We start from the raw sequence: 19,865 nt of genomic DNA, 5'->3' as shown, positions 1-19,865 counted from the left end.
TCTCTTTGAACTTATTGTTTTCCGGTGGAGCCGAATCCTCCGGCCCCCCGGTCGGTGGTTCCCAGTTCGTCCGTCGCGTGGAGGACGCCCTGGAAGACGGGCATGAAGACCAGTTGGGCAATCCGCTGCCCACGCCGGATTCGTCGCACCTCGCCGGAGGTGTTGAGCAGGGAGACCTTGATCTCGCCCCGGTAGTCCGGGTCGATGACGCCCACGCCCTGGCTGACCGTCAGGCCATCCTTGGTGCCCAGGCCGCTGCGGGAAAAGACAAAACCGGCCACGCTCTCCTCGCGGATCTCGATGGCCACGCCCGTCGGGACGGCGGCCTTTTCGCCTGGGCCGATCTCCAGCTCCTCGGCGTCGAGGCAGGCGCGCAGGTCGAGCCCGGCCGAATGCTCGGTGGCGTAAGCGAGGCCGTTTTCCCTGGCGACCTCGTGCAGGTACTTCACGTTCACGTCGATTTTTCTCATTCGTTCCACCTGGTATATGCGTTGAATGGGTTGGTTATGGAGCCTAACAACAACGCTGTCAAACATATAAAAAAGGGAGCGCCGCTTCCCCTGAAGGGCGCGGCGCTCGATGGTGTCGTCCTATGGCGACGGGATCAGCACAGCCCCTCCCAGCAGAGGTCGAGATGACGCTGCTCCATGCGCCGGGTGGCCAGGGACGCGCCCACGGCCAGGCACAGGGAAACGGGCAGGGCGACCACGTTGGGGTCCACCCACTGCATCAGCCAGAGCCAGGAGCCGGGCGCGGCGGCCGCCGCCAGGGTGGCCTTGCCGGTCAGGGCCTGGCACAGGCCGATGTATTCGGCCTCCTTGACGTGCACGAACAGGAGCCAGAACATGGAGAAGGCGAACCCGCCGACCATGGATATCTTGGCCCCGGCCTTTGTCATGCCCTTCCAGTAGAGCCCGAGCACGTAGATGGGCAGGAAGGAAGCGGCGCACAGGCCGAAGAAGAAGGCCGTGGCCCTGGCGATGACCCCGCCGGGCAGCAGCCAGGCCCAGACCAGGGTGGCGATGACCGCCACGGTCACGCCCAGCCGGTTCAGCTTCATGGACGAGCCGCTGTTGCCGACGACCACGTGCTGCTCCAGGAAGTCGCGCGAAAGCGATGTTCCGCCCACGTGGTACTGGGAGCTCATGGTGGACATGGCGGCCGCGAACATGGCCACCAGGAACAGGCCGGAGAACCAGCCCGGCATGACCTTGTCGATGTAGATGGGGATGATCTTGTCGAAGTTGCCGCCCGCCATGGCGATGGCTATCTTGCCGAACTGCTGGTGGAAGACCACGTTTGAAAGCGCGCCGGTGACGAAGGCCACGCCGGTCATCAGCAGGATGAACACGCCGCCGATGGCCACGGCCCGGTTCAGCTCCCGGTCCGAGGGAACGGTCATGAACCGGATGGCCAGTTGCGGCTGGGCCAGGACGCCGATGCCCACGCCGTAGATAATAGTTGTATAGATGGTCAGGCCGATGGGCGACCCGAGCCTGGGGCCGGCGGTCCAGCCGGTCATGCCGCCCTTGACGAGCTTCTCGGGCGCCAGGTTGATCATGTCGGTCAGGGCCTGGTGGGCCTCGGTGACGCCGCCGAGCAGGGAGTAGGTGGTGACGATGAGGATGAGCATCATCAGGGCCATGATGGAACCTTGGAAGGCGTCGGTGTACATGACCGCCTTGAGCCCGCCCGTGACCACGTACAGGGCCACGATGCCGGTGACGATGAGCAGCCACGCGCCGTAGCTGATGATCGGGAAGGCGACTTCGAGCATCCGGCAGATGCCGATGAGCACGGCCGCCGCGTAGACCGGGATGAAGACGAAGATGACCACCCCGGAGAATTGCTGGATGAACTTGGAGTGATAGCGCCGCCCCAGCAGCTCGGGAAAGGTATGGGCGTCGAGCGCCAGTCCCATGCGTCTCGTCCGCTTGCCGAAAAAGACCATGGCCACAAAGATGCCGACGAAGATGGTCAGGAAGGTCAGCCAGAGCAGGGACATGCCGAACATGCCGGACACGCCGCCGAAACCGATGATGGCCGAGGTGGACACGAAGGTCGCGCCATAGGACATGGCCAGGATGAACGGGTTCATCCGCCGTCCGGCCAGCATGTAGTCCGTGGACTGGCGGGTGTTCCTCCACGCCTTGTAGCCCAGGTAGAAAACCACGCCCAGGTAGAGGAGAACGCCGAGGATCTTGCCTTCCATCTATGCATCCCCCCCTGGCCACTTGTTGCCGCCTTTGTTCCAGTTCACAATTCCGTAAACGACGCACAGCGCCGTCGCCGCCAGGCTGAGCCAGAAGGCCAGCGCTATCTCAACGCTTCCAAACCCCAACATCATCTCGGTGCCCCTTTCCTGTTTGCGGACCGGGGACTCCGGCGGCCGGACAATAGAAAAGGGCCGCCGGCTGTATGCCCGCGGCCCCTGTTGCTGTCGTGAATCCTTCCTTGCCGGTTACACGCACACCCCAAGACCGCAGGCGCTTCTAAAGAAGCGAAAGCCGAAAAAGAAGCAGCGGAAGCGGTTCAGGTTGGTATGCATTACTGACCGATTAGGCGGGATTGATCAAAATGTCAAGGAGCGCCGCGCAAAGGTCCGCCAGTCGGGCCCGGCCGGACTCCTTCGCCTACCGCCGTCTTGCGGACGAAGGCCGCCGCCGGACGTGAAAGGGCGGAGAAGTGCAGGAAGTTGCGACAATTTATCTTTTAAATTCAAGCTATTAAAACTTTTCTTGACAGTTCGGCGAGACTTGTGTTTTTGTGGCTCCCCTTTACGATCGGCGCATTGCCCGATTTGTGAAACGAGAAAGAGGCCGCTCAAGTCATCGTGCCGGAAAGATGACTTTTTTGGCAACCAAACCGAAAGAGGGTACCCGTCTTGCTGTTTCAACCCATCAACAAGAACTATCACGAGTTCTGCATCGACCGGGACAAGGACCTGTGCATCAACTGTCAGGTCTGCGTCCGCCAGTGTTCTTACGAGGCCCATTTCTGGGACGAGGCGCGGCAGAAGGTCATGCACGACAATTCCAAGTGCATCGGCTGCCACCGCTGCGAGGCCCTGTGTCCCACGGCGGCCCTGAACATCCGCAAGAAGCCGTCCGACTTCCGCACCAACAGTCTCTGGCGGCCCGTGTTTCTGCAGAACATCTACAAGCAGGCGGACACCGGCGGCGTGCTCCTGGCGGGCATGGGCTCCCCGGTGGACATCCCGGTCTACTGGGACCGCATGCTGCTCGACGCCAGCCAGGTGACCAATCCCTCCATCGACCCGCTGCGCGAGCCCATGGAGCTCAAGACCTTTCTGGGCGCCAAGCCCAAGAGGGTCGAGATCGTCACCGGCAAGGACGGCAAACCCTCGCTCAAGACCAAGCTCACCCCGCAGATCGAGCTGAACTATCCCATGATGTTCGCGGCCATGAGCTTCGGGGCCATCAATTTCAACCTGCACCGGGCCATGGCCCGCGCGGCCACCGAGACCGGCATCGTCTACAACACCGGCGAGGGCGGGCTGCACAAGTCCCTCTACAAATACGGCAGGAACACCATCGTCCAGGTGGCCTCGGGCCGTTTCGGCGTGCACCTCGACTACCTCAAGGCGGGCGCGGGCATCGAAATCAAGGTGGGGCAGGGCGCCAAGCCCGGCATCGGCGGCCACCTGCCCGGCGCCAAGATCAACGCCAAGGTCTCGGAAACGCGCATGGTCCCCCTCGGGTCCGACGCCATTTCCCCGGCCCCGCACCATGACATCTACTCCATCGAGGACCTGCTCCAGCTCATTTACGCGCTGAAGGAGGCCTCGGAATACAAGGTGCCCGTCTCGGTCAAGATCGCGGCAGTGCACAACGTCTCGGCCATCGCCTCGGGCATCGCCCGGGCGGGCGCGGACATCATCGCCATCGACGGCATGCGCGGCGGCACGGGCGCGGCCCCGGCCATGATCCGCGACAACGTCGGCATTCCCATCGAGCTGGCCCTGGCCCAGGTGGACCAGCGGCTGCGCGACGAGGGCATCCGCAACAACGTCTCCATCGTGGCCTCGGGCGGCATCCGCTGCTCCGGCGACGTCATCAAGGCCATCGCGCTGGGCGCGGACGCCGTCTACCTCGGCACGGCCACTCTCATCGCCGTGGGCTGCACCCTGTGCGGCCGCTGCTACACCGGCAAGTGTCCCTGGGGCATCGCCACCAACGACACCAAGCTGTCCAAACGCCAGAACCCGGACATCGCGGCCAAAAAGCTGGCCAATCTCATCCGGGCCTGGGGCCATGAGATCGAGGAGATGCTCGGCGGCATGGGCCTCAACTCCATCGAATCCCTGCGCGGCAACCGCGACAAGCTGCGCGGCGTGGGGCTCTCGGACACCGAACTCGACATTCTCGGCATCAAGCACGCCGGGCGCTAGACGGAGGACCATATGAAAAGAGTCTATCCGGACAAGGAATACTGCATCGGCTGCCATCTCTGCGAGCTGGCCTGCATCACCGCCCACTCGAAGTCCAAGGACGTGATCATCGCCTATCGCGAGGAGCGGGGCCAGACCGGCCTCTCCCCGTGCAAGCGGGTCTTCGAGAAGGGGGACACCTGCGTGGCCGTCAGTTGCCGCCACTGCGACGACCCGTCGTGCGTGGCCGCCTGCATCTCCGGCGCGCTGCACAAGGACCCGGAGACGGGCCGCACGGTCTACGAGCGCGAAAAGTGCGTGGGCTGCTGGTCCTGCCTCATGGCCTGTCCCTACGGCGCCATCCGCAGACACCCCATGGAGAACAAGATCGTCAAGTGCGACCTGTGCGAGGGCAGGGAGGGCGGACCGGCCTGCGTGGCCGCCTGTCCCAACCAGGCCCTGAAATTCGAAGAGCGCGACTAGGGGGAAGACCATGAAATACGTCATCATCGGCAACGGCATCGCCTCCATCGGGGCCATCGAGGGCATCCGCAAGGTGGATACCGAAAGCCCCATCCTGGTCATCGGTTCCGAGGACGCCCCGGCCTACGGCCGCCCGCTCATCTCCTACCTGCTGGCGGGCAAGATCACCCCGGACCGGCTCTCCCTGCGCCCCCTGGAGTTCTACGAGAAATCCCGGGTGGGCCTGAAGCTCGGCACCACCGTGGCCTCCATCGACACCTCGGCCAAGTCCGTGACCACGGACAAGGGCGAGGTCATCGGCTACGAGAACCTGCTCATCGCCACGGGCGGCATTCCCTTCACCCCGCCCATCCCCGGCGCGGACGGCCCGGACGTGTACAACTTCACCAACCTGGCCCATGCCCAGACCCTTATCGCCAAGGCGGGCGAGATCAAGCGGGCCGTGGTCATCGGCGGCGGGCTCATCGGCCTCAAAGCGGGCGAGTCCCTGTTCGACCGGGGCGTGGACGTGACCATCCTGGAGCTCTCCCCGCGCATCCTGAGCCTGGCCTTTGACGAGAACGCGGCCACCCTGGCCGGGGCCCGGCTCGACGAGGTGGGCCTGAACGTCCGCTGCGGCGTCTCGGCCAAGGAGATTCAGCGCGACAAGGAGGGCGCCCTCAAGGGCGTGCACCTGACCGACGGCGACTTCCTCCAGTGCGACGTGGTGGTCATCGCCATCGGCGTGGTGCCCAACTACACCCTGGCCAAGGACGCGGGCATCGCCGTGGATCGCGGCATCCAGGTGGACGACCACATGCGCGCCAGCGCGGACGGCGTCTACGCCGCGGGGGACGTGGCCCAGGCGCGCGACTTGCTCTTCGGCGAGGACCGGGTCATCCCCATCTGGACCAACGCCTACAACCAGGGGTTCTGCGCGGGCAAGAACATGGCCGGCAAGGACGTCCCGTTCACCGGCTCCCTGTCCATGAACTCCATCTCCTTCTATGGGCTGCCGACCATCTCCGTGGGCACGGTCAACCCGCCCGAGGGCGACAAGTCCTACGAGATCGCCGCCTCCCTGGACGCCAAGAAGAAGAGCTACCGCAAGCTGGTCTTCCACAACGACCGGCTGGTGGGCTACGTCCTGGTGGGCGACATCGAGATGGCGGGCATGTACACCGCCTTCGTCAAGTTCCAGATGGCGGTCCCCGAGGAGGCCAAGAAGCAGATTCTGGCCGGTGCGCCGGACGTGCTCATGTGGCCCGACGATTTCTTCAAGGAGACCTGGAACCCCGGCGTGGTGGAACAGGATTAAGAGAGGACTTAGATGAAAGCGCCTGAAAGATATTACGATTTCCAAAAGGACATCTCCGGCTGCGGCATCTTCGGAGTCATCCACAAGAAGCGCGGCCTCATCGGCGGCGCGATGCCCATCGCGGCCATGACCTGCATGCACGACCGGGGCAACGGCCTGGGCGGCGGCTTTGCGGCCTACGGCATCTACCCCGAGCACGCGGACCATTACTGCTTCCACATGATGTACGACGAGGAAGCGGCCATCGAGAAGACCGAGAAGGTGCTGCGCGCCTACTTCGACCTGCACCACTTCGAGCCCATCCCCACCCGGCGGACCCTGGCCATCCCCAATCCGCCCACCTTCATCCGCTACTTCGTCACCGTGCCCGAGCGGCCGGTCAACGAATTCGGGGAGCAGGGCGAGGAGGATTACGTGGTCTCCGTGGTCATGAAGATCAACACCAACATCCCCGGCGCCTTTGTCGTTTCGAGCGGCAAGAACATGGGCGCCTTCAAGGGCGTCGGCTTCCCCGAGGACATCGCGGAATTCTTCCGCCTGGACGAATACAAGGCGTACATCTGGACCGGCCATAACCGGTTCCCTACCAACACGCCCGGCTGGTGGGGCGGGGCGCACCCCTTCACCATCCTCAACTGGTCCATCGTCCACAACGGCGAAATCTCCTCCTACGGCATCAACCGGCGCTGGCTGTGCGAGCACGACTACCTGTGCACCATGATGACCGACACCGAGGTCGTGGCCTACGAGCTCGACCTGCTGATCCGCAAGCACGGCCTCTCCTGGGAGATGGCCGCCAAGTGCTTCGCCCCGCCTTTCTGGGACGAGATCGCGCGGATGGACGAGAACGACCGCGAGCTCTACACCACGTTGCGCGCCACCTACGGCTCGGGCCTGCTCAACGGCCCCTTCGCCATCCTGGTGGCGGACAACAACCGGCTCATGGGCCTGAACGACCGCATCAAGCTGCGGCCGCTGCTGGTGGCCGAGAAGGACGACATGGTCTTCATGTCCAGCGAGGAATCGGCGGTGCGCGATGTCTGCCCCGAGCTCGACCGTGTCTGGATGCCCAAGGCGGGCGAACCCGTGATCGTGGACCTGGAGGGTTGATGATGGCCACCAAGCGCAAGAAGAAGACCCTGACCGCAGGGAGCACCTACTACAAGCAGTTCAACGAGGAAATCCGCGCCCTGGTCAAGGAGGGCGTCACGGACTTCACACTCAATGCCGTCAACGGCCAGCGCTACATCGCCACGGCGCTGGAGGGCGACCTGACCTTCGACATCCACGGCGTGCCTGGCCAGGACCTGGCCGCGTTCATGCGCGGGCCCTACGTTCGGGTGCGCAACAACGCCCAGGACGGTGTGGGCAACACCATGGACAACGGCCGCATCGTCATCGAAGGGCTGGCGGGCGACGTCATCGGCTACGCCATGCGCGGCGGCGAGATATTCATCAAGGGGGACGTGGGATACCGCGTCGGCATCCACATGAAGGCGTACCTCGACCACCAGCCGAAAATCGTGGTCGGCGGCAAGGCCGGGGACTTCCTCGGCGAATACATGGCCGGTGGAATTATTTTGCTCTTGGGTATGTTTTCTGATAAGCCTGATGCGCCTGTTGCGGGACGAAGCCTCGGAACGGGAATGCACGGCGGCGTGATCTACGTGCGCGGCGAAGTGCCCGAAAATCAGCTCGGCCCCGGCCTGCACGCGCAGCCCGTGGACTCCGACGATCTCAAGGTCATCGAAGGCCTCGTCAAGGACTACGCCAGGGAATTGAAGCTGGACAGCAAGGCGATTATGGGCGAGAACTTCCTAAAAATTCGGCCGTTCTCGCACCGGCCGTACGGCAACCTGTACGTGCCCTGCTAGCAGGGCGGACGCCGGGCCCGCCGGGGGGTGACCCGCGGCGGCGCATCCGTCCACGGTTCGGCCCAGATTTACAGTGTGACGGGAACACAACTTTACTACCTGTTGGAGGATTCATGTTCTTTGATTCCGTAGCCTACGCAATGGCCCCGCCTTCCGGCGGAGGCGCCGGCGCTCCGGGCGGCCTGGGCGCCATCCTCGGCGGTCCGCTGCCGATGCTCATCTTGATGTTCGCCATCTTCTACTTCCTGCTCATTCGCCCGCAGCAGAAGAAGCAGAAGCTGCACCGGGCCATGCTCGACGCGCTCAAGAAGGGCGACAAGGTCTGGACCAACGGCGGCATCCTCGGCGTCATCACCGACATCGACGGTGACAACCTCACCATCGAGATCGCCCAGGGCGTCAACGTCGTCATCAAGCGCGGGTTCGTCGCCGACAAGGACGGCAAGCCCGCAGCAGACGAAAAGAAAAAGAAGTAGGGTTGACAGCCTGCCCATCGGACTTCCATGCGGGCCGGGCCACGCTTGCTGTGGCCCGGTCCGTCTTCATGTTTGAGGAAGTGACGGGAACAGGTTGTAACGTGTTCGTATCATAGGGAGATTTCATGCAGAGTCTGCGTCTAAGAATCATCATCACCGCGGCCGTGCTGATCCTGGGTCTGGCCTACATGCTGCCGTCGATCCCCGGCGTGCAGCGGACCGTCGGCAAGTTCCTGCCGGGCAACCCGGTCAGCCTCGGCCTCGACCTCAAGGGCGGCATTCATCTCACCCTCGGCGTGGACATGACCACCGCCATGAAAAACAATCTTTCGCTCCAGGGCGAGGACCTCAAGGCCAGCGCCCGGGAGAAGGGCATCTTCATCCTCCGGCCCAACGTCATCTCCGGCAACCGGGTCGAACTGGTGCTGCTCAAGAGCGAGCAGCGGGACGAGCTGGACAAGCTGATCAAGGCCCAGACTCCCTTCGCCATCGACAGCACCGAGTCCATGGAGGGCGACAAGCTCAAGTACATCGTCTCCGTGCCGCCCCGGTACGTGGACGAGATGACCAAGCTGACCATGGACCAGGCAATCAAGACCATCCGCAACCGCATCGACCAGTTCGGCGTGGCCGAGCCGGACATCCGCAAGCAGCAGGGCAACCGCATCCAGGTGCAGTTGCCCGGCCTGCAGGACCCGGAGCGCGCCATCAAGATCATCGGCCAGACCGCCCACCTCGAGTTCAAGATGGTGGACGACACCGCCGACGTGCAGAAGGCGGTCAAGGGCATCCTGGCCCCGGGCCGCGAGCTGTCCGTGCTGCTGCACCGCAACGCCGACCAGTCCTACTCCGAGACGCCCATCGTCCTGAAGAAGGACGCCGTGCTCACCGGCGAATACATCACCGACGCCAAGGTCCTGATGGACCAGTGGAACTCGCCCTACGTCTCCATCACCTTCAACAACCGGGGCGGCAACATCTTCGCCGACCTGACCGGTGAGAACGTGAACAAGCGCATGGCCATCGTCCTGGACGGCAAGGTCTATTCCGCGCCGGTCATCCAGGAGAAGATCGGCGGCGGGCGCGCCTCCATCACCGGCCGGTTCACCAAGGAAGAGGCCAGGGACCTGGCTGTCGTCCTGCGCGCCGGATCGCTTCCCGCGCCGGTCAAGATTCTGGAACAGCGGACCGTCGGTCCTTCCCTGGGCCAGGAGTCCATCAACAAGGGCATCCTTTCCGCCGTCATCGGCCTGGCGGTCGTACTCGGCTTCATGGTTATCTACTATGGTTTCGGCGGCTTTGTGGCCGACGTGGTGCTCTGCCTGAACATCATGCTCATCCTGGGCGGCCTGGCCGCCTTCGGGGCCACGCTGACCCTGCCGGGCATCGCAGGCATCATCCTGACCATCGGCATGGCTGTGGACGCCAATGTCATCATCTTCGAGCGCATCCGCGAGGAACTCAGGCGAGGCCTGACCCCGCGCGCCGCCCTCGACGAGGGTTACGGCCGCGCCACCCTGACCATCATGGACGCAAACGTGACCACGGTCATCGCGGCCATCATCCTCTATCAGTTCGGCACCGGTCCGGTGCGAGGCTTTGCCGTCACCCTGACGCTCGGCATCATCACCTCCATGTTCACGGCCATCTTCGTGTCGCGCATCCTGTTCGACCTGTACCTCAAAAGCCGCGCCGACAGCGCCAAACTGAGCATCTAGGGGGAGAAACATGGGACTTCAACTCATCAAACCCGATACCAACATCAACTTCATCGGCATCAGGAAGATCGCCTTCATCATCTCGGGGCTCTTCATCCTGGCCGGGCTGATCTCGCTGACCATCAACGGCGGCCCCAAGTACGGCATCGACTTCGCGGGCGGCATGATCGTCCAGGTCAAGGCCGAGAAGCCGATGGACGTGAGCGAGTTCAAGAAGGGCCTTGCCGGCCTTGAGCTGCCCGGCCTGGTGGTCCAGACCCTGGGCCTTGAAGGCGACCACGAATACCTGGTGCGCACCTCCACCTCGGAGATATCGTCGCAGGAAATCCGCGACCAGCTCACCGACGCTCTGGCCAAGAACATCAAGGACAACTCCTTCGAGATCCAACGACTCGAAATGGTCGGGCCCAAGGTCGGCGCGGACCTGCGCGCCAAGGCGCTTGAGGCCATGTTCTACGCGGTGCTGCTCATCGCGGTGTACATCTCCGGACGGTTCGAGCAACGATGGACCGTGGCGGCCATCATGGCGGCGGTCCTGGGCGGCGTCATCTACGGCGTAAGTCTCGCCGGGCTCGACATGGGGTGGCTCATCATCATCGCCATGGTCGTGACCCTGGTAATGTGCTGGTACCTGAAACTCAACTACGCCTTGGGAGCCGTAGTCGCCCTGATACACGACGTGATGATAACGGTGGGCATCTTCTCCATCCTGGGCAAGGAGTTCGACCTGACCATCATTGCGGCGCTCCTGACGATCATCGGTTACTCGCTCAACGACACCATCATCGTCTTCGACCGTATCCGCGAGAACAATCTGGCCAGCAAGAGCGGCGACGACTTCGCCTGGATCATCAACCGATCCATCAACCAGACCCTGTCGCGCACAATCATGACGTCGGCGACGACGCTCCTGGTCGTGGTCTGCCTGTACATCCTGGGCGGCAGCGTCATCCACGACTTCGCCCTGGCCCTGCTCATCGGCATCGTGGTGGGCACCTATTCGTCCATCTACGTGGCCAGCCCGATCCTGCTCGGATTCGGCGTGAGCAAGCCCGCCAAGGCCGTCGAAGCCTAAACGGCAGCAATACCAAAGCAAGAGGGGAGGGACTGCGGTCCTTCCCCTCTTTTCTTTTGGGGCTGTACCGGATAACTTCTCTAAATTATCCGGTACAGCCCTTCTAAACCATACGCAGGACTTTGCGCCATGCGCAGCGATCAATGGATTCCAATCGACGATGGGGCGACGGTAGGGTCTACTGGAACAGAGGGTATAATCGTCCAGGGCCTCTGTCTGCCAGGTGAAGCCCGTGCCACGCTCGAAAAGAGGGTGACAAATTTGCCATGACCGTAGGCATCAATGGTTGGATGGTGCATACCATATTCCTTGCGGAGAAAGAATCCGAAAGCCTGTTTGCCGAGGTGCAGGTAGAGCTGCAAAGGATCGTGAACTTGATCCCGTCCATAGAAGACGCTTCCGATGAGGCTCTGTATGCCGTGGCCGGTGAAATCACCCGGTTCGTAAAAAGGCATTAGACGTGTAACGGCTAATGGTGCTACATAAAGTTGTAGCGGGTTGCGACACGGTGATGAATCTCCCGGCCGTAACACGGCGCGCCAAAAGGCGTGACGGAGTGCTATGCGGGGTTTCCGGATTCAGTCCGGACGGGAGGCCCCGCCAACCAGCTATTTGACTCCTGATGACTGGAAAAACGTCGGGCCAGCGGACAGTGAGCGAAAGCCCACTACCAATGCGGGAGTGCCAGGCTTCGTCCTGGAGGGCGTCCCGCCAGGAGTCATTATAAAATGAGCCCCGCTTCAGCGGGGCTCATTCCTTTTGCCCCCCCTTATGGTTACAGTGCCCAATCAAGCACGCGCCTTCCGCCTGGCATCTGTCCATAAATGGCGCATGGCGAAGATAAACAAGCCGGGACGTTCCCGAATGCCGGTGGCACAGGCATGAAAAAGCCCCTCCCGGGAGACCGGAAGGGGCTGGAACATCCAAGCGGATGAGAAGCTAGGCAAGCTGGCTGACCAGGTAATCCTTGATGGCGCTGATGGAATCCTCGCCGTTCAGTTCGATGTACTTGAAGCCGCCGTCCTTCATGTTCTTGTAGAAGTTGCAGGCGGCCATGGTGCCGGTCTTTTCATCGTAGTAGATGTCGTGGCGCTTGTTGATGGCGTCCTCGTCCTGGTCGTCGCTACGGGCGGAGAGCTCGCCGCCGCAGACACGGCACTTGTCGCCGTCAGGGGCGATGACCGGGATGCCGACGTTGTTGGGGTGGTTCGGGTTGTTGGCGCAGAGGCGGCGACCCATGATGCGGGCCTTGGCGATCTCGCGGGGCAGCTTGATCTCGATGACGTAGTCGAGCTTCACGCCGTCCTTCTGCAGGGCGTCCCACAGCTTCTCGCCCTGAACCAGGGAGCGGGGGAAGCCGTCGAGCAGCCAGCCGTTCTTGGAGGAGGCCAGCACGTCGAGAACCATGGGAATGGTGATGTCATCGGGAACGAGTTCGCCCTTGTTGATATATTCCTTGGCTTTCATGCCCAGTTCGGTGCCGCCGCCGATGTGCTTGCGGAAAATGGCGCCGGACTCGATGTGATCCAGGTTGTACTTGTCCTTGGCAATGTTGCCCTGGGTGCCTTTACCGGAGCCGTTGGGCCCGAAAATCAGAATGTTCATGCTAACTCCTCCTGATGATGAAAAAGGCAATGCCGCTGCATTGCCGCACATTGTGCAAAAGATCACATGCTCTTATACCGGGGATACGAGGAAGTCAATGCTTGGCGGAGAAAAGCACGCCGGAAGCGGTGATTGCGGCCGTCCGGTCACCCGGGAACTGGAACACCGCGCCGATCCGGCCCTCGGTCCAGGCCGTATCCAGCCTGAACAGGGTGTCGGCCAGGACCTGGCCGCCGCCGATCCCGTCCAGGGCCGACTTGTAGAGCCGCAGCCGCAGCGCCTTATGGGCCGCGTGCAGCCGACGGTTGTCCAGCAGCCCGTCAGCACCCGTGGTCTGCTCGGCCCAGTAGCCGGCGTCCAGCGCGCCCAAGCGCCAGAGCCGGGCCACGGCCTCGGGAAAATTCGGGTTTTCCTCAAGCAGCAGCGGCAGGATGGCGTGGCGGACCCGGTTTCGCGTCCAGCGCTCGTCCGAATTGGAACAATCTTCGCGCCAGCCCACACCAATGTCGGCGAGCAGGCCTGTCAGCTCGGCCTTCCGGGTGAGCAGGAAGGGGCGGAGCAGCCGACGGACGGGATCGTATCCGGCCATGCCCGAGAGGCCGGGCCAGCCCGTGCCTCGCACCAGGCGCATGAGCACGTCCTCGGCCAGGTCGTCCAGGTGGTGGGCCACGGCCACCGCGTCGCCGCCGTGCCCGGCCAGGACCTCCGCAAAGAGGGCATAGCGGGCGTTGCGGCCCGCTTCCTCCAGGCCCACGCCGCTGGTCTCGGCCAGATCCGCCACGTCGACCCGGCGGACCACGCACTCAACGCCAAGGGCGTCGCAGAGGCCGCGCACGAAGGCCGCGTCATCCCCGGATTCGGGCCGCAGGCCGTGGTCCAGGTGGACGCCCACGACGCGGCCGCCGCTCCGGCTGGCCAGCCAGTGCAGGACCAGGAGCAGGGCGGTGGAGTCCGCGCCGCCGGAACAGGCGGAAATCAGGGTCTTTTTGGAAAGGTCCAAGCCCAGTTCATCGGTGATGAACCGCTCGACGCGCAGGGAGAAATGCGCCCATTTCGGCGGGAGGCCCTGAAGGGACCCCGGAGGGGCGCCGGGCGCGGCCCCCATCAGGCGGAAACGCCGAGATCCCCGATGAACCGGTCGAGGTACTCGATCATGTGCTTGCGCTGCGCGGGCGTGGCGTAGGTGATGCAGGAGCAGCGGATCTTGCTGCGGCCGCGCACAAGCAGTTCAAGGCGCAACTGGCTTTCAGCCACCCCCTGGACGGTCTCCAGGGCCATGAAGTAGGGCCCGCACTCGCCCAGGTGTTCCTTCTGCTCCGGTTCGAGCAGCTCTTCGGGCAGAGGGAGGTAGTAGATGCCCTCCAGTGGGCCGTTCAGCTTGATCTCGTCGAGGGCTTTGACGATCTTGGCGTAGTCGTCCTCGTAGAGGTCTTCTATGACGTAGGTGCGCATTATTGTTCCTTGTTCTTGGAGGCGTCGATGAACTGTTCAATGTCCTCGGGCGAGCAGGCGGTCGTCTTGCGGTCCATGTGGGCCGTGGACGGAACGGTCTCGTCGTCAAGGTTGAACATGCGGCGGGCCAGATCGATGAACCGCTCGGCCGATCCCTCTTCCTGGGTCCGGCGCTTGAGAAAACAGATGGGCTCGTGCAGCGTCTTGTGGGCCACGGAGAGGACCAGCGTTTCCAAGGCGTTGCGGGTCTTCTCGTCCACCTGGCCGATTTTTTTCAGGGTCTTGCCGAGCTCGCGCAGGGCGATCTCCTCGCCCCGGTCCACCAAGTCCACGATGGTCGGCTGAAGTTCGAGGGACTTGAGCCAGTTGCTGAAGATGACGGTTTCCGCACCGACCACGGCACGGGCCTTGCCCGCCTCCTCCTGGCGCTGGGCCATATTCTCCTCCACGACTTCCTTCAGGTCGTCGATGTCGTAGAGGTAGACGTTGTCAAGCTGGTTGACGTCCGGGTCGATGTCGCGCGGCACGGCGATGTCGATGAAGAACATGGGCTTGTTCTTGCGCCGCTTCAGGACCTGCTTCACGTCCTTGGCCTTGATGACGGCCACGGGGGAACCGGTGGAGCTGATGACGATGTCCACATCGGGCAGCCGGTCGGGCATGGATTCGATCTGGATGGGCTCGCCGCCGAGGTTGGCGGCCAGCTCCTTGGCCCGGGACAGGGTGCGGTTGGCGATGATGATGGACTGCACGCCGCTGTGGAGCAGGTGGGTGGCGGCCAGCTCGGCCATCTCGCCCGCGCCCACCAGCATGGCCTTGGTGCCGCTCAGGTTGCCGAAGATCTTCTTGGCCAACTCCACGGCCGCGTAGCTGATGGACACCGCGCTGGAGGCGATGGCCGTCTCGGTGCGGACGCGCTTGGCCACGGAAAAAGACTTGTGCAGCAGCCGGTTGATGATGGTCTTGGCCGAGCCCTCGTCCACGGCGGAGCGATAGGCGTCCTTGAGCTGCCCCAGGATCTGCGGCTCGCCCATGACCATGGAGTCCAGGCTGCACGCCACGGTGAAGAGGTGCTCCACCGCCTCCAGATCGGCGTAACGGTAGGTGTTCTCCCAGAGCAGGTCCGCCGGGCCCTTGCACACGCCCGCCCAGTACTGGATCACGGCGTCCATGGCCTCGCGCTCCGGCACGTTGCGGGTCACGGCCACGATCTCCACCCGGTTGCAGGTGGAGAGCGCCATGCACTCCTGGAGCGGACAGTGGGCCAACAGCCCCTTTTCCACGTGCTCCAGGTCGGTGAGGGCGAACTTCTCCCGCACCTCGACGCCCGCGGTGCGGTGGTTCAGGCCTACGAGGATTATCTTCCGGTTCATGGCATCGCCCTGAAGGTTACGGCGTGATGGAGCAGGGAGATGCACATGCCCGCGAACACCCAGATGGCGAGCACGGCGGGCTTGCGCCCGCGCCAACCCAGCACCGTGCGCTGGTGAAAGAGAAAGGCATAGAGAAACCAGACGGCCAGGGAGACCACCTTCATGGCGTCCCAGGCAAAGGGCCGGTCAGGGGCGATCAGGTACCAGATGTAGGTGGAAAAAAGCCCCAGGGTGTAAAGCGGAAAGCCGAAAAGCACGGCCCAGCGGTTCACGGTGTCGAACTTGTCCAGGGACGGCACGTCCCGGCCCATGCTCGACAACCCGGCCTTGGTCTTGAGCTTGCGGTTGTAATAGAGGAACGCAACCCCCGCGCCGAAGGCCATGGTCAGCACGCCGATGGTCAGGACGAGGGCGCCGATGTGCAGCACGAAGAACAGGGAGGTCAGGACCGGGGGCATGACCACGCGGATGCCGCCCAGGGCAAGCGAGGCCACGAAGAGCAGCAGGGCGAGCGGCAGGGCGGTGATGGCCAGGAATTCGAGCCTGAGCCGCCACCACAGGAAAAAGTACAGGGCCAGGACGCACCAGGCCATGATGTTGAAATAGAACGCGCTCCCGCTCAGGGCCGCGCGGTCGTCCAGCAGAACCATGGCGAGGTCCAGGGTGTTGAGCGCGAAGCCCGCTGCCGCGAACCAGACCGAGACGCGCCGCAAACGGTTGTTGCCCGTGCCGCTCCCGGTCAGGAAAAGCAGGGTGCCAAGCGCATAAAGCGCAATGATGAGGATATGCAAGGTCTCAAACAAGCCCATCGACAAGCTCCGGGATGGTTTCGTGCAACGGCTCCGGCAATGACTTTTTAAGAATTTCCCCGACTTCGTCAAGGTCGCGGCTTTTCATGGCGTCCAGGAGATGGGAGTCCACCAACCCCCTGAACACGGCCGTGTTCTCGGCGGTGGTCCGGCCCAGGCCCAGGAGCAGGGGGCGGAGGCGGCCCATGAGCGTCAGCAGACTGGCGTATTCCTCGCCAAAATTTTCCTGCAGTTCCTTGCGGATGCGCTTGGCCATGGCCGGACTCCTCCCGGCGGTGGAGATGGCCACCGTCAGGTCGCCGCGCTTGACCGTGGCCGGGACGATGAAGCTGCACTTCTCGGGCTGGTCCACGATATTGCACAGGATGCCGCGCTCGGCGCACAGGTTGCTGATCCGCCAGTTGACCGTCTCGCTGGAGGTGCAGGCGATGACCAGGAAACGGCCGTCCACGTCAGTGTCCTCGAAACCGCGCTGGAAGAACTCCACGTTGTCCCGAGCGAGCAGGGGAGCCAGCTCCGGCGCGGCAGGAGCGGTGTCGACAATGGTCAGCCAGCCCGGTCCGGCGTCCAGCAGGGACTGGATCTTGCGCTTGCCGACCTCGCCCGCGCCGACCACCAGGCAGCGCTTGTTTTCCAGGTTCACGAAGATGGGGTAGTATCGCATCGGGGGACTATAGCCCCGGTCGGGCCGCATGTAAAACGCCAATTGCCCGGTTCTTGCAATGAAACCCCGAGTTACGATAGATATTTGACGCCAAGGGCGACATGAAACGATACCTCGTCATACAACTGGCCCGTTTCGGGGACCTCCTCCAGACCAAACGGCTGCTGGCGACGCTCTGCGCCCGGCCGGAAGCCTCGGTCCACCTCTGCCTGGACCGCTCCCTGGCCCCCCTGGCACGGCTGGTCCACCCGGAGGCCGTCCTGCACCCGATCACGGCCCACGGCACCGGACTTGACGCGGCCGAGGCGGCCTGTGCGCTGCTCACGGACAACCGCGCCGCGTTTGCCGAACTACAGGCCGCCCGCTTCGACGAGGTGTACAATCTCAATTTTTCCGGCCTCAACTTCCGGCTGGCCGCGCTGTTCGACCCGGACAGCGTGCGCGGCTACGCCTGGAAGGACGGCCAGGAGCTGATCGGCCCCTGGCCCGCCATGGCCATGCGCTGGTCCGAGAAACGGCGCATCGGCCTGAACCTGGTGGATTTCTGGGGCGCGTACTGCCCGGACGCGATCGCGCCCGAGACGGTCAACCCGACCGCAACGCCGCACGGCGGCGGCATCGGCGTGGTCCTGTCCGGTCGCGAGTCGCGGCGTTCCCTGCCCGTGGATGTCCTGGCCCAGGCCGCGTCCACCCTGGTCAGGTCGCGCGGAGCAAAGGACGTCTTCCTGCTGGGCGGCCCGGCCGAAGCCCCGGCGGGGCAGGCGGTCCGCAAGCGGATGAGCCCGGCCGTGCAGGACCTGACGGCCAACCTGGCCGGAAAGACCGACTGGGCGGACCTTGTCGAGGTCGTTTCCGGCCTGGACCTGCTCCTGACTCCGGACACCGGCACCATGCACCTGGCCGCCCACCTGGGCACGCCGGTCATGGCCTGCTTCCTCTCGTCGGCGTGGTGCTTCGAGACCGGGCCCTACGGCGCGGGCCACACGGTCCTCCAGTCCGCGCTCCCGTGCGGCCCCTGCCTTGAGACCGCACCCTGCCAAAACGGCGTGGCCTGCCTGCGCCCCTTCGCCGATCCCGGCTTTCAGCGCCACCTGGTCACGGGCCGGGCCGAGCACCTGCCCGAAGGGCTGACGGCCTACGCCTCGGCCTTCGACGGTCTGGGCCTGACCTTCGCCCCCCTGGGCGGCGCGGACCCGGACGTGAAGGAGCGAACCGCGTTCCGAAGGTTCATCCAGCAATACCTAACTGGAAACATTGATGAAATTTGCATGTCCGACCACGAGCTCGGCCGCCAACTCTACCGGGAGGCGGACTGGATGGCCCGCCCCGGCGAACAACGCAAGGAACAGCCATGAACCATTTGCGCATTCTCGTGGTCCTGCCGCTCTACGGCGGCTCGCTGCCCATCGGCCGCTACGTGGCCGCGGCGCTCCGGGACGAGGGGCACCTGGTGGAAACCTTCGAGGCCCCGGACTTCAACGCGGCCTACGACTCCCTCAAGAAGCTCAAGGTGACCACGGACCGGCTCAGCTACCTGCAAAACAGCTTTCTCAACGTGGTCAGCCAGTCCGTGCTGGCCAAGGTGGAGACCTTCGAGCCCGACCTGGTGCTGGCTATGGCCCAGGCCCCGCTGAACCACCAGGCCCTCAAGCGGCTGCGCCGGGACGGCGTGGCCACCGCCATGTGGTTTGTCGAGGATTACCGGCTGTTTACCTACTGGAAATCCTTTGCGCCCCTCTACGATGTCTTCGCCGTTATCCAGAAGGAGCCGTTCCACGGAGAACTGGCGGCTATCGGCCAGCCCAACGCCCTCTACCTGCCCCTGGCCGCGCTGCCGGCGTTCCACAGGCCCGTGGAGCTGTCCCCGGTGGAGCGGCGCAAGTTCGGCTCTGCCGTGTCCTTCATGGGCGCGGGCTATCCCAACCGGCGACGGGCCTTCCACGAGCTGGTGGACCGCGACTTCAAGATATGGGGCACCGAATGGGAGGGCGACCACGTCCTCACGCCCCTGGTCCAGATGAAGGGCGCGCGCGTATCCTCCGAGGATTGCGTGAAAATCTTCAACGCCACCACCATCAACCTGAACCTGCATTCCAGCATCCAGGCCGAGGAACTGGTCACGGGCGGGGACTTCATCAACCCGCGCACCTTCGAACTGGCGGCCTGCGGCGCGTTTCAGTTGGTGGACCGCCGCTCGCTTCTGTCCGAAGCCTTTGCGGACGACGAACTCGCCATCTTCGACTCCATGGAGGAGCTGTCGGCCAAGATCGACCATTTCCTGAACCATCCCGCAGAGATGGCGGCCATCACCCGCAAGGGCAGGGAGCGCGTGCTGCGCGACCACACCTATCAGGCGCGCATGAGGACGCTCCTCGACTTCACGGCCGAGCGCATCCCCGGCTGGCCCCGGTCCCGCTCCGCCGCCTCGCCCCTTGGCGACGGCTTCCCGCCCGAGCTGGCGGCCGACATCCGGGCCCTGATCGCCCGCCTGGGGCTCCCCGAGGACGTCCCCTTCCTCGACCTGGTCTGGGCCGTGCGCCAGCAGCAGGGCACACTTTCCGACCTGGACACGGCCATCCTGTTTCTGGACGAATGGCGCAAACTCTACGCAAAACGAGGTTGACTTTTCTTAAAGCGCCGCATGAAGAA

General features: G+C 63.8%; 20 protein-coding genes. 11 read left to right on the top strand and 9 right to left on the bottom strand.

The genetic code is table 11. The annotated features are described in order from the left end of the window. Positions 1 to 11 precede the first annotated feature (11 nt). From dut to PHP91_RS17285, 3 genes are all read right to left on the bottom strand, one after another. Positions 12 to 470 carry a dUTP diphosphatase gene (gene dut / locus PHP91_RS07765; RefSeq protein ID WP_300139276.1) on the bottom strand — a complete coding sequence of 153 codons (459 nt, stop codon included), beginning with the start codon at positions 468 to 470 and terminating at the stop codon, positions 12 to 14. Positions 471 to 604: 134 nt separating this feature from the next. After that, entirely contained in the window at positions 605 to 2,212 is a 1,608-nt protein-coding gene (locus PHP91_RS07760; RefSeq protein ID WP_300139274.1) for a sodium:solute symporter family protein, read from the bottom strand. Further along, positions 2,213 to 2,344: a symporter small accessory protein gene (locus tag PHP91_RS17285; protein ID WP_366141550.1), complete on the bottom strand. Its 132-nt coding sequence runs from the start codon at positions 2,342 to 2,344 to the stop codon at positions 2,213 to 2,215. Between the two features lie 540 nt (positions 2,345 to 2,884). On the opposite strand from PHP91_RS17285, the gene PHP91_RS07755 reads away from it, so the two are divergent. The 9 genes from PHP91_RS07755 to PHP91_RS07715 all read left to right on the top strand — a co-directional run bounded on the left by PHP91_RS07755 (position 2,885) and on the right by PHP91_RS07715 (position 11,771). Beyond that, positions 2,885 to 4,411, top strand: a complete 1,527-nt coding sequence (locus PHP91_RS07755) for a glutamate synthase-related protein (protein ID WP_300139273.1) — start codon at positions 2,885 to 2,887, stop codon at positions 4,409 to 4,411. 12 nt (positions 4,412 to 4,423) lie between these two features. Further along, positions 4,424 to 4,873, top strand: coding sequence for a 4Fe-4S dicluster domain-containing protein (locus tag PHP91_RS07750; protein WP_300139272.1), 450 nt, complete (start codon positions 4,424 to 4,426; stop codon positions 4,871 to 4,873). A gap of 10 nt (positions 4,874 to 4,883) precedes the next feature. After that, on the top strand, positions 4,884 to 6,170 hold the full coding sequence (locus PHP91_RS07745; RefSeq protein WP_300139270.1) for an FAD-dependent oxidoreductase: 1,287 nt from the start codon (positions 4,884 to 4,886) through the stop codon (positions 6,168 to 6,170). Between the two features lie 12 nt (positions 6,171 to 6,182). Beyond that, a complete protein-coding gene (locus PHP91_RS07740; RefSeq protein ID WP_300139268.1) occupies positions 6,183 to 7,280 on the top strand; it encodes a glutamine amidotransferase family protein in 1,098 nt (365 codons plus the stop codon). A 2-nt stretch (positions 7,281 to 7,282) separates the two neighbouring features. Next, complete coding sequence (locus tag PHP91_RS07735; protein ID WP_300139345.1) at positions 7,283 to 8,044, top strand: hypothetical protein; 762 nt, start codon at positions 7,283 to 7,285, stop codon at positions 8,042 to 8,044. Positions 8,045 to 8,157: 113 nt separating this feature from the next. Beyond that, complete coding sequence (gene yajC / locus PHP91_RS07730; RefSeq protein ID WP_300139266.1) at positions 8,158 to 8,520, top strand: preprotein translocase subunit YajC; 363 nt, start codon at positions 8,158 to 8,160, stop codon at positions 8,518 to 8,520. 125 nt (positions 8,521 to 8,645) lie between these two features. After that, a complete protein-coding gene (secD, locus tag PHP91_RS07725; protein WP_300139264.1) occupies positions 8,646 to 10,238 on the top strand; it encodes a protein translocase subunit SecD in 1,593 nt (530 codons plus the stop codon). A gap of 10 nt (positions 10,239 to 10,248) precedes the next feature. Further along, a complete protein-coding gene (gene secF, locus PHP91_RS07720; RefSeq protein ID WP_300139262.1) occupies positions 10,249 to 11,313 on the top strand; it encodes a protein translocase subunit SecF in 1,065 nt (354 codons plus the stop codon). A 266-nt stretch (positions 11,314 to 11,579) separates the two neighbouring features. Continuing rightward, entirely contained in the window at positions 11,580 to 11,771 is a 192-nt protein-coding gene (locus PHP91_RS07715) for a hypothetical protein (RefSeq protein WP_300139260.1), read from the top strand. Between the two features lie 481 nt (positions 11,772 to 12,252). On the opposite strand, the gene PHP91_RS07710 is transcribed toward PHP91_RS07715, so the two are convergent. The 6 genes from PHP91_RS07710 to PHP91_RS07685 form a co-directional block, all read right to left on the bottom strand. Then, positions 12,253 to 12,918: an adenylate kinase gene (locus tag PHP91_RS07710; RefSeq protein WP_300139258.1), complete on the bottom strand. Its 666-nt coding sequence runs from the start codon at positions 12,916 to 12,918 to the stop codon at positions 12,253 to 12,255. Positions 12,919 to 13,012: 94 nt separating this feature from the next. Next, on the bottom strand, positions 13,013 to 13,918 hold the full coding sequence (tilS, locus tag PHP91_RS07705) for a tRNA lysidine(34) synthetase TilS (RefSeq protein ID WP_366141548.1): 906 nt from the start codon (positions 13,916 to 13,918) through the stop codon (positions 13,013 to 13,015). Between the two features lie 104 nt (positions 13,919 to 14,022). After that, positions 14,023 to 14,370: a hypothetical protein gene (locus tag PHP91_RS07700; RefSeq protein WP_300139254.1), complete on the bottom strand. Its 348-nt coding sequence runs from the start codon at positions 14,368 to 14,370 to the stop codon at positions 14,023 to 14,025. Continuing rightward, the gene (hemA, locus tag PHP91_RS07695) at positions 14,370 to 15,743 is read right to left on the bottom strand and encodes a glutamyl-tRNA reductase (protein WP_300139252.1); all 1,374 of its coding nucleotides are present in this window, start codon (positions 15,741 to 15,743) and stop codon (positions 14,370 to 14,372) included. The genes PHP91_RS07700 and hemA overlap by 1 nt, the downstream gene beginning before the upstream one ends. Further along, positions 15,740 to 16,552, bottom strand: a complete 813-nt coding sequence (ccsA, locus tag PHP91_RS07690) for a cytochrome c biogenesis protein CcsA (RefSeq protein WP_300139250.1) — start codon at positions 16,550 to 16,552, stop codon at positions 15,740 to 15,742. The genes hemA and ccsA overlap by 4 nt, the downstream gene beginning before the upstream one ends. Beyond that, positions 16,539 to 17,216: a bifunctional precorrin-2 dehydrogenase/sirohydrochlorin ferrochelatase gene (locus PHP91_RS07685; protein ID WP_300139248.1), complete on the bottom strand. Its 678-nt coding sequence runs from the start codon at positions 17,214 to 17,216 to the stop codon at positions 16,539 to 16,541. The genes ccsA and PHP91_RS07685 overlap by 14 nt, the downstream gene beginning before the upstream one ends. Positions 17,217 to 17,317: 101 nt before the next feature. On the opposite strand from PHP91_RS07685, the gene PHP91_RS07680 reads away from it, so the two are divergent. Both PHP91_RS07680 and PHP91_RS07675 read left to right on the top strand, forming a co-directional pair. Further along, positions 17,318 to 18,571 (top strand): glycosyltransferase family 9 protein, encoded by a 1,254-nt coding sequence (locus PHP91_RS07680; RefSeq protein WP_300139247.1) that lies wholly within the window; start codon positions 17,318 to 17,320, stop codon positions 18,569 to 18,571. Beyond that, the gene (locus PHP91_RS07675) at positions 18,568 to 19,839 is read left to right on the top strand and encodes a glycosyltransferase (protein WP_300139245.1); all 1,272 of its coding nucleotides are present in this window, start codon (positions 18,568 to 18,570) and stop codon (positions 19,837 to 19,839) included. The genes PHP91_RS07680 and PHP91_RS07675 overlap by 4 nt, the downstream gene beginning before the upstream one ends. Positions 19,840 to 19,865 lie beyond the last annotated feature (26 nt).

The organism is Pseudodesulfovibrio sp. (genome assembly GCF_028692895.1).
Taxonomy (GTDB): Bacteria; Desulfobacterota; Desulfovibrionia; order Desulfovibrionales; family Desulfovibrionaceae; genus Pseudodesulfovibrio.
Note: the sequence above shows the minus strand (reverse complement) of the source record. Positions and strands in the feature narration are given on the sequence as shown.